This window comes from Allobosea sp. 67-29 (assembly GCF_001898115.1).
Taxonomy (GTDB): domain Bacteria; phylum Pseudomonadota; class Alphaproteobacteria; order Rhizobiales; family Beijerinckiaceae; genus Allobosea.
In genome coordinates, this window is sequence record NZ_MKSQ01000008.1 from 209,965 (window position 1) to 224,319 (window position 14,355).

Annotated in this window: 14 protein-coding genes and 1 tRNA gene; 9 read left to right on the plus strand and 6 right to left on the minus strand. The window is 67.7% G+C overall.

Annotated features, from left to right (window positions below; translation table 11 throughout):
- Positions 1-6: 6 nt before the first annotated feature.
- The 3 genes from BGO20_RS07590 to BGO20_RS07600 all read right to left on the minus strand — a co-directional run bounded on the left by BGO20_RS07590 (position 7) and on the right by BGO20_RS07600 (position 1,761).
- Complete coding sequence (locus tag BGO20_RS07590) at positions 7-504, minus strand: DUF2059 domain-containing protein (protein WP_291661204.1); 498 nt, start codon at positions 502-504, stop codon at positions 7-9.
- 109 nt (positions 505-613) lie between these two features.
- A complete protein-coding gene (gene rpiA / locus BGO20_RS07595; RefSeq protein ID WP_291661205.1) occupies positions 614-1,315 on the minus strand; it encodes a ribose-5-phosphate isomerase RpiA in 702 nt (233 codons plus the stop codon).
- Positions 1,316-1,431: 116 nt separating this feature from the next.
- Positions 1,432-1,761: a hypothetical protein gene (locus BGO20_RS07600; protein WP_291661713.1), complete on the minus strand. Its 330-nt coding sequence runs from the start codon at positions 1,759-1,761 to the stop codon at positions 1,432-1,434.
- A gap of 228 nt (positions 1,762-1,989) precedes the next feature.
- Between BGO20_RS07600 and gph the strand changes: the two genes are divergently transcribed.
- From gph to petA, 3 genes are all read left to right on the plus strand, one after another.
- Entirely contained in the window at positions 1,990-2,679 is a 690-nt protein-coding gene (gph, locus tag BGO20_RS07605; RefSeq protein ID WP_291661206.1) for a phosphoglycolate phosphatase, read from the plus strand.
- Positions 2,680-2,732: 53 nt separating this feature from the next.
- Positions 2,733-2,807 (plus strand) — tRNA-Val (locus BGO20_RS07610).
- Positions 2,808-3,014: 207 nt separating this feature from the next.
- On the plus strand, positions 3,015-3,662 hold the full coding sequence (gene petA, locus BGO20_RS07615; protein ID WP_291661208.1) for a ubiquinol-cytochrome c reductase iron-sulfur subunit: 648 nt from the start codon (positions 3,015-3,017) through the stop codon (positions 3,660-3,662).
- A gap of 126 nt (positions 3,663-3,788) precedes the next feature.
- Here the strand turns inward: petA and BGO20_RS07620 are convergent, their stop codons facing one another.
- Entirely contained in the window at positions 3,789-4,844 is a 1,056-nt protein-coding gene (locus tag BGO20_RS07620) for a hypothetical protein (protein WP_291661209.1), read from the minus strand.
- A gap of 132 nt (positions 4,845-4,976) precedes the next feature.
- Here BGO20_RS07620 and BGO20_RS07625 point away from each other — a divergent pair, with 132 nt between their 5' ends.
- Both BGO20_RS07625 and BGO20_RS07630 read left to right on the plus strand, forming a co-directional pair.
- A complete protein-coding gene (locus tag BGO20_RS07625; protein ID WP_291661211.1) occupies positions 4,977-5,906 on the plus strand; it encodes a lytic transglycosylase domain-containing protein in 930 nt (309 codons plus the stop codon).
- A 189-nt stretch (positions 5,907-6,095) separates the two neighbouring features.
- Positions 6,096-6,674: a L,D-transpeptidase gene (locus BGO20_RS07630; protein ID WP_291661212.1), complete on the plus strand. Its 579-nt coding sequence runs from the start codon at positions 6,096-6,098 to the stop codon at positions 6,672-6,674.
- Positions 6,675-6,990: 316 nt separating this feature from the next.
- On the opposite strand, the gene BGO20_RS07635 is transcribed toward BGO20_RS07630, so the two are convergent.
- Together BGO20_RS07635 and BGO20_RS07640 are read right to left on the minus strand one after the other, a co-directional pair.
- Positions 6,991-9,693, minus strand: a complete 2,703-nt coding sequence (locus BGO20_RS07635; RefSeq protein ID WP_291661214.1) for an autotransporter outer membrane beta-barrel domain-containing protein — start codon at positions 9,691-9,693, stop codon at positions 6,991-6,993.
- Positions 9,694-9,917: 224 nt separating this feature from the next.
- Positions 9,918-10,280 (minus strand): gamma-butyrobetaine hydroxylase family protein, encoded by a 363-nt coding sequence (locus BGO20_RS07640; RefSeq protein ID WP_291661714.1) that lies wholly within the window; start codon positions 10,278-10,280, stop codon positions 9,918-9,920.
- A 152-nt stretch (positions 10,281-10,432) separates the two neighbouring features.
- Here BGO20_RS07640 and moaA point away from each other — a divergent pair, with 152 nt between their 5' ends.
- From moaA to BGO20_RS07660, 4 genes are all read left to right on the plus strand, one after another.
- Positions 10,433-11,446 carry a GTP 3',8-cyclase MoaA gene (gene moaA / locus BGO20_RS07645; protein ID WP_291661715.1) on the plus strand — a complete coding sequence of 338 codons (1,014 nt, stop codon included), beginning with the start codon at positions 10,433-10,435 and terminating at the stop codon, positions 11,444-11,446.
- Positions 11,447-11,613: 167 nt separating this feature from the next.
- Positions 11,614-12,114: a hypothetical protein gene (locus BGO20_RS07650; protein WP_291661216.1), complete on the plus strand. Its 501-nt coding sequence runs from the start codon at positions 11,614-11,616 to the stop codon at positions 12,112-12,114.
- A complete protein-coding gene (locus BGO20_RS07655) occupies positions 12,104-13,576 on the plus strand; it encodes a hypothetical protein (RefSeq protein ID WP_291661218.1) in 1,473 nt (490 codons plus the stop codon). The genes BGO20_RS07650 and BGO20_RS07655 overlap by 11 nt, the downstream gene beginning before the upstream one ends.
- Positions 13,577-13,585: 9 nt before the next feature.
- On the plus strand, positions 13,586-14,350 hold the full coding sequence (locus BGO20_RS07660) for a hypothetical protein (protein WP_291661220.1): 765 nt from the start codon (positions 13,586-13,588) through the stop codon (positions 14,348-14,350).
- Positions 14,351-14,355 lie beyond the last annotated feature (5 nt).

Here is a 14,355-nt window from a genome sequence, read left to right on the forward strand (position 1 = left end):
AGCGCGTCAGAGCGTGTGGCCGCGCTTGCGCATCTCCTGCGAGAGCCGGTCGAACAGGTAGTTGCTCGTCTGAACGCTCCAGGGCTGCAGCACCGGCAGCACGTCGTTCATGGCCTCGCCCCGCATCTTCGAATAGGTCTGCCCGAGCGGCGACTTGAAGAAATCCGCAACGCCCTTCAGATCGGCCTCGGACATCTTCCGGGCGAAGGCCTCAGCCACGAGCTTCGCCATCTCCTCGGCCCGCTTGTCGGCCTCCGGCTTCAGCTCGGCGACGATGGCGTCGACATCCTTCTTCAGTTCCGGCCGCGTCGCGATCAGCTGCGGCGCGTTCTCCTCGAACTCCTTGTAGATGCCGGTGATGGTCTGCGTGACGCCGGTCAGGTCCATGACCTCGCGAGCCACCTGGATATGGCTCGGAGTCAGGACCGGAGCCTGCGCGAAGACAGGAGCGGCGCAGACCAGCACCAGGCCGAGAAGCGCGCTGGCGAGAGAATGGCGGACCATCGATTCAAAACCCCTTCATCTGTAACGCCGCATCCGGAAAGCCCGGCGACGCCTCCGGCCCCGCGGGCCCATTGCCGCGTTCCTTAGCGTGGATCGCGCCCGAATGGAATCATTCGACCCGACCGAGCAGCCGGAGCCCATCCGCCCCGGCCAGGATCGCTCCGGTGGCGAGGCCGATGAACAGGCCGTGCTCGACTACACCCGGAACAGCGTTGAGAGCCTGAGCCAACAATTCCGGCCGCTCTATGGCGCCGAGATGGGCGTCGAGAATGAAATGTCCGCCGTCAGTCACGAGCGGGCCGTCATCCGCCCCGGCGCGAAGCGTCAACCGGCCGGCGGCGCCCGACGCCTCGATCGCGACCGCAACCGCGCGCCGCGTCGCCTCCAGACCGAAGGGCACCACTTCGATCGGCAGCGGGAAGCGGCCCAGCATCTGTACGAGCTTGCCGTCATCGGCGATCACGATCATGCGCGCGGAGGCCGCCGCCACGATCTTCTCGCGCAGCAGCGCGGCGCCGCCGCCCTTGATCAGGCGGAGCTGAGGGTCGACCTCGTCGGCACCGTCGACCGTCAGGTCGAGCGCCGGCGTCTCGTCGAGGGTCGACATCGGTATGTTCAGGGACAGGGCCTGGGCCTGCGTCGCCTCGGACGTCGCGACGCAGAGGACGTCCAGCCCCTCCGCGACCCGCCTGCCGAGCAGATCGACGAAATGCTTCGCGGTCGAGCCGGTTCCAAGCCCCAGCCGCATGCCGGGGCGGACGAGTTCGAGTGCGCGGGCCGCGGCCTGCCTCTTCAGTTCGTCGGCGTTCATCGTCGTATCCGGAGGGCCTTCTGGAGGTCGGTCGCCGCCGAAGCGGCTGGCGCGCCCTCCTGCCGTGCCGGCAGAGCCGAGTCCAGCCCCCATCTCGGAAATTGCGCCGGTCGGACCTATTTCCCCTGCGGCGTGCACACCGTCTTGTCGTCGAAGACGTAGCAGATGCTCATCTCGCCCGTCCGCAGGTTGACGCGGAAGATGCCGCCCTCCTTCTCGTGCCGGGACGGCATCAGGCCATATTCGCCCGGCGTCTGCGGACCGGCTCCTTCACCGGCCGGAAAGCAGATGGTGACGCCGACTCCGCCTTCCTTGAGCTGGAACTGGCAGGCCCCGACCTCCCCGGTCGCCCTGTCGACGCGATAGACGCGGTTGAGGTCGTTCTGCGGCGCCGGCGCGAACTCGAAATTGCCGGCGAAGGCCGGGCCTGCCACGAGCAGCGGCATGAAGCACCAGCGCAAAGCGCGCGAACCGCGCCACAGTCGATCGGGCATCTTCAGCATCACAAGGTTCCCAGCCGCCCGAGCAGCGGCGAATCGACGGCAGAGTAGCACCAAGCAGCGCGGATTTGAGGCCAGCCTTACCGCCATGCGCCAGCCGTGCTTGCCAAGCGCCGCCGAAGCACCTTTAAGCGGTCGCACTCCAATCTCCGCAGCCGAGGGACCCTCGCGATCATGAGCCTCTCCCCCATCGTCGTCTTCGACCTCGACGGCACCCTGGCCGAGACCGCGCCGGACATCATGCGCACGCTGAACGTCATCCTGACGCAGGAAGGACTGGCCGCCCTGCCGCTGGAACGGGCGCGCGAGTTGGTCGGTGCCGGAGCCAGGGCCCTGATCGAGCGTGGCTTCACGGTCTCGGGGCGCCCGCTCGAACCGGACACGCTGGAACGGCTGTTCCAGGAGTTCCTCGCGATCTACGCGCGGGACGTCGCCTCCCACAGCTACCTCTTCGACGGCATCCTCGGCGCGATGGACCGCCTGGCCGGCCAGGGCTATGCGCTCGCGGTCTGCACCAACAAGCCGATCCTGCATACCAGGCTGATCCTCGATCATTTCGGCATCGCCGGCCGCTTTGCCGCGGTGGCGGGGCGCGACACCTTTCCCTATTTCAAGCCCGATCCGCGCCATCTCACCATGACGATCGAGATGGCCAAGGGCGATCCCCAGCGGGCGGTGATGATCGGCGATTCGCGCACCGACATCGCCACCGCCAGAGCGGCCGGCATTCCGTCGATCTGCGTGCCATTCGGCTATACCGACGTCCCGATCGAGACATTGGAGCCGGATTTCATCATCCAGCATTTCGACGAGCTTCCGGCAGCGGTCGCCCGCGCCCTCGATCCGGTGGCCATCGCCTCCTGAGCACACAACCGTCCTTGACGGCATCGGGCCCGCCGACTAGGAGAGGCCCGTCCGGGCGATTAGCTCAGCGGTAGAGCACTCCCTTCACACGGGAGGGGTCACAGGTTCGATCCCTGTATCGCCCACCATTCCTTCCCGGCATTCCGATATTGCTTGCAGGCTTGGTTGGCGCTGTGTGGCATGCCGTTGGCGGCTTTCGCGCCGCAGGGAAGCTCGGCCTGAGCGGCTTCGCGGCTCTTGTTTCCAGCGGGTTCGGCACCACTTCTTGAGAAGGGTGGCATATCGCCGCCATTCAGCCGTTGGGCGACGCGGCACAGCACAGTGGGACGTGAAAGATGTCCACGCAAGCCCAACTACGACTGCCTGCGCAGTCGCCCTCCCGGCGTGACTTTCTCTTCCTAGCAACAGGAGCCTTCGGCGCCGTCGGTGCCGGAGCGGCCGTCTGGCCCTTGCTCGCCTCGATGAAGCCCTCCGCCGAGGTGAAGGCGGCAGGCGGGCCCATCACCGTCGACCTTTCCCATCTCCAGCCTGGCCAGCAGATTTCAGTGTTCTGGCAGGGGAAGCCGGTCTTCATCCTGCACCGCACCGGGCAGGCTCTGGCCGAACTGCGCGACCCAAAGCTGCTCGCAAGGCTCGGCGATCCCGATTCGGCGATGGTCCAGCAACCGGACTATGCCCGGAACTGGTGTCGGTCGACGAAGCCGGAATTCATGGTTCTCATCGCCATCTGCACGCATCTCGGCTGCATTCCCGCCATCCGGCCCGATCCCGGCGATTCCAGCATCGACACCTCCTGGCCCGGCGGGTATTTCTGCCCCTGCCACGGATCGAAATACGACTTGGCCGGACGCGTCTTCCGTGGTGTTCCCGCCCCCTACAACCTGCCCGTTCCGCCCCATCACTACACCGGCGACACGATGCTGGTGGTCGGCGAGAACCCGGCCGGCGAGGATTTCTCACTGTCTTCGATCGAGCAGCTCTAGAAAACCCGGCCTGCGCCGAACGCCTGGATCATCGCGCGTCCTGTCGGAGGCGGTAACGACAATCTATCTCATTGCCGGAGCATCGCATTTCCGCGAAAAGTGGATTCCACTTTTCGGTCCGCTGCTCTAGCGCAGGACCCGCGCGGCCCCGTCCGGACGCGGCGCGCCGCCCTTGGCGATCTCCACCAGTTCCGCCTCGACCCGCTGCGCGATCGGCAGGCGGAAATGCAGCGCGTCCCAGTAGTTGGCGTCCTGCGTCGTCACCGGAGAATGATGCGCATAGTCCACCATTGTCGCGCCACGACGCTTCGCCAGGGCGGCGATCGCGGCCTTGCAGGCCCCATAGCGCTGGCCGGCGACGCTGCCCTCCCGTGGAAAGGCAGCGACATGGGACGGCGGCATCACCAGGATCAGGCGCGTCGGCGGCGGGTAGGCGCCCAGCGCTCCATCGAGCCATTCCAGGGCGGGGAAGCGCCAGGCCGCGCTCTCGGCCGCAGGCACGGGCACCGTCGGCAAGGGGCTGAGATCCAGCGGATCGCCACCATTGCCCATGTAGATATGACCGCGGGCGCGGGCGAGGTCGTAGCTCCATTCAGGCGGGGTGAAGACCTCGTACCCGTCGCCCCGGATGCGCTCCGGCTCGAAGCCGATGCGATGTGCGAACAATCGGCCGGCGATCTCGAGATTGGTCAGGTTCATCAGCTTGAGCCAATCGAACCAGCGGACTTCGCGGGAGAACCAGGCCGGCACCGGCCGCGGCGTCAGCCGCTTTGCCGGATCGGTGGCGTCGGGCTCGCACCAATTGGCGTCCAGCCCCCAGATCAGCCAGCGCGGCGCGGGTGTATGTTTGCGGAAGAGGCGCGCGGTCTGGGTCTGCTCCCAGGGCGTGGCCGCGTTCATCGCGAGATTGGCGAAATGCCCGCCGAGATCGCGCGAAAGCGCGCGCGGATCGATCAGCCGCATGGTCGAGGTGCCCACGACGGCAGCGTCGAAGGCCCCCGACCGGACGAGCTGCGGATACATGTAGCGCTGGTTGATGTCCATGATCGGCCGGGCCGCCTGCCCGGCATGGACCCGCATGCCGAAGGGGTCGAGCGCGACGACGAAGCCGAATGTCAGCAAGGCGAAGGATGCCGCTGCCAGCAGGAACCACCGCGACCAGGCTTTCCAGGCTTTCGCCATCTCAGCATTCAGCTCCCTGCCGCGACCGCGCCGCCGATCGCCGCGCCTCTTCGCACAGGCGGGCACCCCAGAACAATCGGGAACCGTGTCGCGGCTGGCTGTGGCGCGCCCGACATGCGAAGAAGACGGCCGATGCCCTCGGACCTCCACCGTCTCCTGCCCCGCCCGGCGAGATGCCTGCGCACGATCATGCTCGCGGCGGCGCTCGCCGCCATCGGGCCGGCGGCGGCCGAGGAGATCGCACCGCCCTCCTCCGGCATCGAGGATGCGCTGTGCCGGCTGATCGACGATGCGGCGCGGGCGCATTCGGTGCCGGCGGCGTTCCTGACGCGGCTGATCTTCCAGGAGTCGAGCTTCCGGCCCGGCGTCACCAGCCCGGCCGGTGCGCAGGGCGTGGCACAGTTCATGCCCGGCACGGCGCGCGAGCGCGGGCTCGCCGACCCTTTCGACCCCGAGCAGGCCGTGCCCAAGGCCGCGCATTTCCTGGCGGAGCTGCGCGACCGCTTCGGCAATTGGGGGCTCGCCGCAGCAGCCTACAATGGCGGCCCGAACCGAGTCGCCGGCTGGCTCGCAGCGCGCAAAGCCGGGCAAAGCCGATTCCTGCCCTTCGAGACGGAAAACTACGTTCTCTCGATCACCGGGAGCCCGGCCGAGGACTGGGCGGAGGATGCCGCCGGCTCCGCCGACGGCGACACCCGCTCGCCGCCGCGGCTGCCTGCCACGCGCGGCCCGGAGGCGAGCTGCGGGCCGACCCTCGTCGCCCTCCGCCGGGCGCGCCCGGCCCTGCCCGCCATCGCCGAGGCGCCCTTCGCTCCCTGGGGCGTGCAGCTCGCCGGCAATTTCTCGAAGGCCCGCGCGCTTGCCTCGTTCCGACGCGCCGGCGCACAGCACCGCAGCATCATCGGCGAATTGCAGCCCATGGTCATCGGCACCCGGCTGCGCAGCCGGGGCACGCGGGCATTCTATCGCGTCCGCCTTCCGGCGGCGACACGCGCCGAAGCCGCCGCGCTGTGCCGACGCATCAAGGCCGACAGGGGCGCCTGCGTCGTCCTGAGAAGCTGAGCCCGGCAGCCTTCGCCGGGAGGCAATGTTGCAGGCGCGCAACGCGGCAGGGCAAAGCTCGGCCGCTCTCACCGATGTGATGGCGGCGCAATTGCACGCTCCTGTTGAGTCTGACAGGAGATTGAGGAGACGTTGACTTTTCCGTGTCAACTTCGTGCCCTGCGCCACCGACCGCCCGAGGTTCCTTCGATGCTTCGCTCCACCCGCCTGGCCGTGCTCGTCGGCCTTGGACTGCTCGCTCTTGGCAGCGCCGCCCGTGCCGAGATCGACCCGCTGACACGCCAGCCGCTGGTCACGTATGTCGACCCTGCCAAGGCGCAGGCGACCGCCATCCCGCGCGAGATCGTCGACTATCCGACGAGGCAGCGCCCGGGCACGATCGTGGTCAACACCACGGAGCGGCGCCTCTATTTCGTGCTGCCGGACGGCAAGGCGATGCGCTACGGCGTCGGCGTCGGCCGCCCCGGCTTCGACTGGGCCGGTGCCCATGCCATCACGCGCAAGGCGGAGTGGCCGAGCTGGACGCCGCCGTCGCAGATGCTGAAGCGCCGTCCCGACCTGCCCCGCCACATGGCCGGCGGCCCCGACAACCCGCTCGGCGCGCGCGCGCTCTACCTCGGCTCGACGCTCTACCGCATCCACGGCTCGAACGAGCCGGAGACCATCGGTCAGGCCGTTTCCTCGGGCTGCATCCGCATGCTGAACGAGGACGTGATCGACCTCTACGACCGCGCCAAGGTCGGCACCCGCGTCGTCGTCGCCCGCTGAGCGACGCCGAGGCGATTGTTTCGAAGGCCGGCGGCTACGCCGGCTTTTTGCGTTCAGGCAAACTGCGCGTCACGCACGCGGTTGCCGGCCCTTGCGACAGAAGAAAGATCGTGCCCTCGTAGGAGCCTTGGTGCAGCCCCGGGCGGCCAACCCGCTGCCAAGCATCTCTGCATGGCTGCCGCGCGGGAACAGGGTGCCTTGAGGACAAGCGCGGGAGGCCGGCGCCCGAACAAATCCCGGCACCGACTGGACTTCCCGCGGTCCTGCGATGCGGCGCAGGTGATTGCGCCGCCGCCTCGCACAATACCCGCCGCCGTCAGAACGTCACGGCCAGGACACCCCTGAACGAGTGGTCCTGGGAATCTTCCGCCAGTTGGCCGGTATAGGCGACGCCCAGCTTCGTGCTGCGGCCGATCGCGAGATCCAACCCGGCCTCGACCATGGCCGCGTCGCGCGCGATGGGCAGGCCTGCGACGGTGAAGGCCGTCGAGCCGGCGAAGGCCATCGTCACCGAGGGATCGACGTCACCGAAGGCGTGGCGCCATGCCAGGCCGCCGCGCACAGTCAGATCCATGCCCTGGATGCTGAGGCTCGTCGAGGCCCGCAATCCGAGCGTCGAATAGCCCAGGCCCGCATCCTCGGCCTGCGCGGTCAGCGCGGTCGCAGCGCCGCGCTCGGCGAAGCGCCCGGTATGCAGGTTGACATAGGCGAGCCCGGCAAACGGCTCGAGGGCGATGCCGCCGGCATCCATTCTGTAGCCGAGCTCGCCGAAGAGCTGCGCGGTGCCGGCGTTATAGTCGGCGCGCGGATTGCCGCTCAGGAAGGCGGAGGAGACGACCCGGCTGGTCGAGATATCGTGCCAGGTATAGCTCGCGCCCGTCCGCAGACTGAGCGCCCCCCAGCGGCCGCCGCCATAGAGGCCGAGGTGATAGTTGTCGCTCTCGCCCGACGACATCCGCGCCTTCGCATCGAATGTGCTGCGGCTGTAGCCCGCGAGCACGCCGAAACGGAAATGATCGAACGCGGCCACATCGGCGCCCGCCAAGACGCCGCCGGTCGCGTGCGTCAGCTTCGACGCGTTGCCGTCGCCGCCTGTCCGGCCCCATGCGCCGTAGCCCTGGCCCCAGACGGCGAACCGATCCGCGCCGAGCGCCGGCATCGGCCCACGAACGGCGGGAGAGCGGTCAGCCGTGTAGCCATAGCTCAGCGTCGGCATGACCGGGGCGCCGACCCCTCCGAAGGCCGCACGAAGCCGGTCGTTGACCGCCGCACGCAGCAGCCAGCTCTCATCGATCAGCGCCGTCCTGGCAGAGGCATGGATTTCCCCGGAGATCTGATTCAGGGCGGCGCGGGCCGCGCCGATGGTCGCCTGATTGTAGATCCCGCTCTGCACGGGATCTCCACCCGGCAGGCTATCGACGCTGTTGCCGACCTCGACCTCGTTCGGCGTCGAGCCAATGCCTCCGGCTGTGGCGGTCTGGACCACCGTCAAATAGGCGTTGTTGGCGTCATAGCTGTCGCGCAGGCTCAGGAAGGGCGTCAGCACCTGCTCCGGAAAGCCATAAGTACCCGTCAGCCCGCCGGCCGAGGACAGGATCGTGTAGCGCTGCCCTCCGACATAGGGAATGCCAGTATAGTTGATGACCGATAGTCCCGCGCCACTCGCCAACGTCGCGCTGCCATTGACCCGGATCAGGTCCGAGGTGACGCTGCCGGGGTCGACCTCGACCTGATAGGTCGAGCCGGCCGCTTGTGCGAATGCACCGTTGATCGTCAGCGTGCCGATCGAGTTGCCTGGCGCGACGGTGGCACCGGACTGGATCGTCGTGGCGCCAACCGTGCCCGAGCCGCCGAGCGTGGCTCCCGATGCAACCGTCACGGCCGAAGTGGCAAGCGAGCCGTTCACCACGAGCTTGCCGGCCAACACGTTGGTCGACCCTGCGAAGTCGCCGCTGCCAGTCACCGTCCAGGTACTGCTGCCCGCTTTCTCCAGCGTCTCGAAGTTGCGGTACTGCGCGGCCGGACCGATGGCAGAAACGTCGAAGCTGGCATCGGCGACGCCGCCGAGCCGCAACACGTCGTTGGACCCAGCCGCGCTGGCGACGACGTTGCCCACGATCAGCGAACCGGCCCGAAGCTCGAGGCTGAGGAAGCTCGTTGCACCGCTTCCGACGAGGATAGCGCTATCCTGGCCCGTTCCAGCCCTGATCGTGCCGCTGTTGATGATACCGACGCCAGTTGACGTGCCGCTGCTCCAGATGCCGTATCCGCCGTTTCCGCCTTCGATGACGCCCCTGTTGTCGAAGCTATCGAAGCCGGAGCTACCCCAAAGCACGCCGGAGGTGAGAACCGAGGCGGTTGCACCGGTGCCTCCGCGGATCGTACCGGTATTGACCAGCGTGTTGCCCGCGCCGCCGATCACCTGAAGGCCGGCGCCTCCGGCTGCCGTCGCCGACGACCCTCCCTGGATGAGCCCGGTGTTGGTCAGCGAGACACTGGCGAGTTCAAGCCCGACGCCTCCCTGCTGCGGGCCGCGTCCGTCGCCAGCCTGCACGGTGCCATTGTTGACGAACGTACCATTCTGGACACGGGCACCGGCTCCACCTCGTCCACTCACCGCGTAGCCGTCGCCGCCCGTCAGCGTCCCATTGTTTACGATCTGCGGACCGGCGCCGGTTCCGATAGCGAAAAGCCCATAGCCTCCGGTGGCATTGGCACCTGCCGTGCCGGTGCCGCCCAGATAGCTGCCCAGCAGGGTGATGCTTCCGCCGTTCAGGTTCCTGAACTGGAGAGCGCCGCTGTTGTTCACCCCCGGAGGGCCGCCCAGCGTAAAGCCCGCAGTATCGATCGTGATCGCCTTGGCCGGGATCGGCAGCGCCACCGTGCTGATGGCGAAATCACCGGTCAGCGTAATCGTCGAACTGGCGTCCGGGCTGGCGTTGGCGGCGTTGATCGCCGCGCGAAGCTCGGCATCGGTGCCAGCCGTGAAATCACCCGCGAGAACTGAGGACGAAGCCAATGCGGCAACGCTGACAGTCAGAAGAAGCCTTCCGGCTCCGAAACCCTTCGAGCCTGCGCGCATCAAGTCCCCCGTAGCCAGCGCCGTCGACGATTCGAGCAGCGTGTGATTATGGCTAGGGTCGGCGCGTTAAGGACATGTTAAGTCCTGTGGCGGAACCCGCATCCCAGGGTTGCACGAAGCGCAGGACCTAACGTCAGCTTGAACCCCGTCCTTGTCCGTCGCTATCGCCTCTGCCGCGACAGCCCTTTCGCCGCCAGAGCCGCCTCATAGGCGCGCATCTTCTCGTCCATCTGCTCGCCGAGCTCGCGCAGATAGTCCCAGGCGTAGATACCCGTATCATGCATGTCGTCGAAGCCGAGCCTGACCGCGTAGTGCCCGACCGGCTCGACTTTCAGGATCTCGACCGCGGCCTTGCCGGCAACGATCGTCTTCTGGCTCGGATGGTGGCCCTGCACCTCCGCGGAAGGGCTTTCGACCCGCAGCAGCTCGGCCGGCAGCGCGAAGCTTGCGCCGTCGTCGAAGCTGACGTGGAGCGTGCGGCGGTCCTTGGCGAGACGGATCTCGGTCGGCCAGGATGACATGATCGTGCGCCTTCTTTCGTCGCGGATGGCAGCCATGCGCTTGACCTCAGACGCATCGGTGCCAATGTCTCGCTATAGCAATGTGAAGAAGCGCCTGCATCCCATGCGGAGCGGGCGCCGCAGCCGGAGTTGAGGCAGACGTGCTGCTCGACGACATGAAGCCGCTGACGCGGGCGCCGTTGGTCGACCCGTTCGGCCGCACGATTTCCTATCTGCGCATCTCGGTGACGGATCGCTGCGATTTCCGCTGCGTCTACTGCATGGCCGAGAACATGCAGTTCCTGCCGCGCAAGGAGCTGCTGACGCTGGAGGAGCTCGACCGGATCGCCAGCGCCTTCGTCGCGCGCGGCACGCGCAAGCTCAGGCTCACCGGCGGCGAGCCGCTGGTGCGGCGCGACATCATTAGCCTGTTCCGCTCGCTCTCGCGCCATCTCACCTCCGGCGCGCTCGACGAGTTGACGCTGACCACGAACGGCTCGCTGCTGCATAAATATGCCGACGAGCTCGCCGGCTACGGCGTGCGCCGCGTCAACGTCTCGCTCGACACGCTCGACCCTGACAAGTTCCGCGAGATCACCCGCCGCGGGGATCTCAACGTCGTGCTCGGCGGCATCGAGGCGGCGCGCAAGGCCGGCATCCGGGTCAAGATCAACGCCGTGGCGCTGAAGGGCGTCAACGACGACGAGATCGAGCAGTTGATGCTCTGGTCGCATGGGCTCGGCATGGACCTGACGCTGATCGAGGTCATGCCGATGGGCGAGATCGAGGTCGGGCGCATCGACCAGTACCTGCCGCTCTCGGTGGTGCGCGGCAACCTCGCCGAGAAATATTCGCTGGTCGACGACCCCTACCGGACCGGCGGGCCGGCGCGCTATGTCCGCGTCAAAGAGACCGGCGGACTCGTCGGCTTCATCACCCCGCTGACCCATAATTTCTGCGAGAGCTGCAACCGCGTGCGCCTGACCTGCACCGGCACGCTCTATATGTGCCTGGGCCAGGAGGACGCCGCCGATCTGCGGGCCGCCGTGCGCTCCTCGAAGGACGACGCCCTGCTCTTCCGCACCATGGACGAGGCGATCGCCCGCAAGCCCAAGGGCCATGACTTCGTCATCGACCGCCGCCATGCGCGCCCCGCCGTCGGCCGACATATGAGTGTGACCGGCGGCTGAGCACGGCAGGCGCCCTTCCCTTGACCGGCCGGGCGAATGCGGTAACCGTCGGGACCATGGCGGGGCGGTTGCGTTCAATGGTTCAGGTAGCGGTGCGCCGGCTGGGGGCAGCTGGCCGCGCGCTCCATGAGGCTGCGCGGCAGACACACGCTGCCCGGCTGCTCATCATGGCCGCACGGCTCCGGCGGGAAACACCGCTGGTCGCCATCCTGGTCGCGGCGACCCTGCTCTTCTGCCTCCATCTCGGCTGGTCGACCGGCCGCAATGTCCATGCGGTGCTCCTGCCCGCCTCGCCGACGGGGATCGGCGCGACGATCGCCGGCCTCGTCGCGGGACTTGCGGTGCTGGAACTCGCTGCAGCCTTCGCCGTGACCCTGATGACGGCCGGGCTGCAGCTCGCCTACGACACCGGCCGGCATTGCGTGCTCGCCCTGCTCGCGATCACCAGCGCCTTCGCGCTTGCCGGGCTGACCTGGCGGCTCTGGGAGCTCGATACCGCCGCTCTCGCCGGCACGATCCTGCCCGTGCTCGGCACGGCCGGGCTCCTCGTGCTGACGATCTGGTTCGAGCGCGCCTATCTGCGGCCGGCCTATCCCGGCTTTCGCGACTTCTGGGTCGATGTCGTCGATGCCCGCCATTTCCTGATGCGGTCTGCCCATGGCGAATGAGAACGGCAGCGCCGAGCCGCAACGGCGCAGCAGCATCGCCCCGATGACGGCGCATCACCTCGCCGAGTCGGTCAAGGCCGGGCATCACGGCGCCAGCGATGCGATCGAAAACCAGCCGCCAGCCCATGCGACGATGCTGTCGCAGACCGAACAGACGCTGATCGCCCGCGCCCGCGAGCATTTCACCACGATCCGCCAGGAGGCCGCGGCGAGTCTGAATGCGCTCCAGGCCGAGGTAGCGGGCCGTCGCGAGCTTTTCACGCAGCAGCGCTTCGAAGGCCGCGTGCGCGGCGTCGAGGCGACCATGCGCGCCGCCCTCAACAAGCATGGCAGCGAGCTTGAGCAGCGCGTCTACGATGCGCTGCGGGCCAAGCGCGAATACGCCTTCTTCAACTACGAGAACAAGCGCCGCGCCGATCCCAAGCTCGACAAATGGCAGTTCATCCTGTTCTTCCTCGTCGTGCCGCTGGTGATCGAGAGCCTGCTCAACGGCAATTTCTTCGCCGAGGCCAGCGATTTCGGCCTTGTCGGCGGCGCGGCGACGGCCGTCATCATCTCGGCGCTGAACATTTCGCTCGGCTTCTTCATGGGGGTCGGGCCTGCGCGCTACTGCCAGCATGTGAAGAGCTCGCACCTGTTCTGGGCGCTGCCGGCCTATGCGGGGATGATCGCGCTGATCGTGCTGTTCAATCTGGCCGTCGGCCATTACCGCGAGATGCTGATCGCCAATCCGGATGCGCGCTCCTTCCAGGTAATGCCGCGGATGCTGGAGAACCCCTTCGCGATCTACGATCTGAAATCGGTGGCGCTGGTCATCATCGGCTGCATCGTCGCCTTCGTCTCGGCGACCAAGGGCTATTCGGCCTTCGGCAGCTATCCGGGCCACGCCGCGGCCTACAAGCGCTGGCGGCAGCGCTGGGGCGCGGTCGAGGAGGAACGCCGTCGGCTCGACGGCGAATTGCTGCCGGAGCTGGAGGCGCTGAGGACGCAGATCGACGGCTTCCGTGAGGACTGCCGCGACGAGCTCGGCAAGCTCCAGGGCCTGAAGGCCAAGGCCGAAAAGACGCGCGACATCTACGTCTCCCGCCTCGGCCAGCTACGCGCCGCGAAGGATGCGGCGATGATGCAGTATCGCGAGGCGAACCTGCGTGTGCGAACGGACCTGCCGCCGGCCTATTTTGCGCAAGCCCTCAACCTGGCCGAGATCGACCAGCCCGGCGAACTGCCGGAATATGTGGCGGCCCGGCGCCAGATCGAGGATTTCGAGCAGCAGCTCGGCACGATGCCGGCGCTGATCGAGGCGACGCTGAAGGACCGGCTCGTGCTGCTGCGCGGCATCGACCTCGCCGGCGAGGTCGAGCAGGTCAAGCTGCGTGCGGCGCAGGCCGGGCGCGAGGCCTTCGAGCGCGACGAGGCAGCGCAGAAGCAGGCGGCCGAGGAATTCGCCGCCATGCCGCGCTAGGCTCAACTCATGAAGACCGAGAACTGGGCGATCGTCGCCTCACTGCTCGCCGGCGTCGCCCTCGTCGGCTTCTTCGCCGCCCCTTCCCTGTTGCGCGGGCCGCCGCGCGACCAGGAGACGCTCTGCCCGAAGACCGGCCCGGTCGGGCAGACGCTGATCCTCGTCGACAAGAGCGACCCCTGGAGCGAGGTCCAGGCCGGGCGCCTCAAGGCGCTGGTCAAGCAGGTCGGCGACGAATTGCCGGCCGACCGGATGCTCTCGATCTATGTCTTCAACGACGTCTTCGAGCCCGGCTTCCCCGCGCTGATCTCGCTCTGCAACCCCGGCAAGACCGCGAGCGAGTTCATTGGCAACCCGCGGCGCGAATACGTCAAATGGGTCGAGAAGTTCGGCCGCCCGCTCGACGACGCCCTGAAGGTCCTGACCCAGCCGGGCAAGGGCAACCAGTCGCCGATCGTCGAGGCGATCGGCGACGTCGTGGCGCGCCGCGAGAACCGGGTCGAGGCCGGCGATCGCAAGCTGCTGATCGTCTCCGACATGCTGCAGAACTCGAGCCAGTACACGATGTTCGGCAACGGCGCCGGAGCGCGCGACCCGGAGAAGCTCAGGCAATTGCTGGCAAAGGTCTGGCAGCACTCCGGCGCCGCGAGCTGGACGCTGAGCGTGCACCAGGTCCAGGGGCTCTACGAGCCCCAGCGCCTCGAGCAGGCCGCCGGCCTCTGGCAGCAAGCGCTCCGCAAGATGGACGTCAGCGTGAACTGGGACAGGCTGTGAGGACC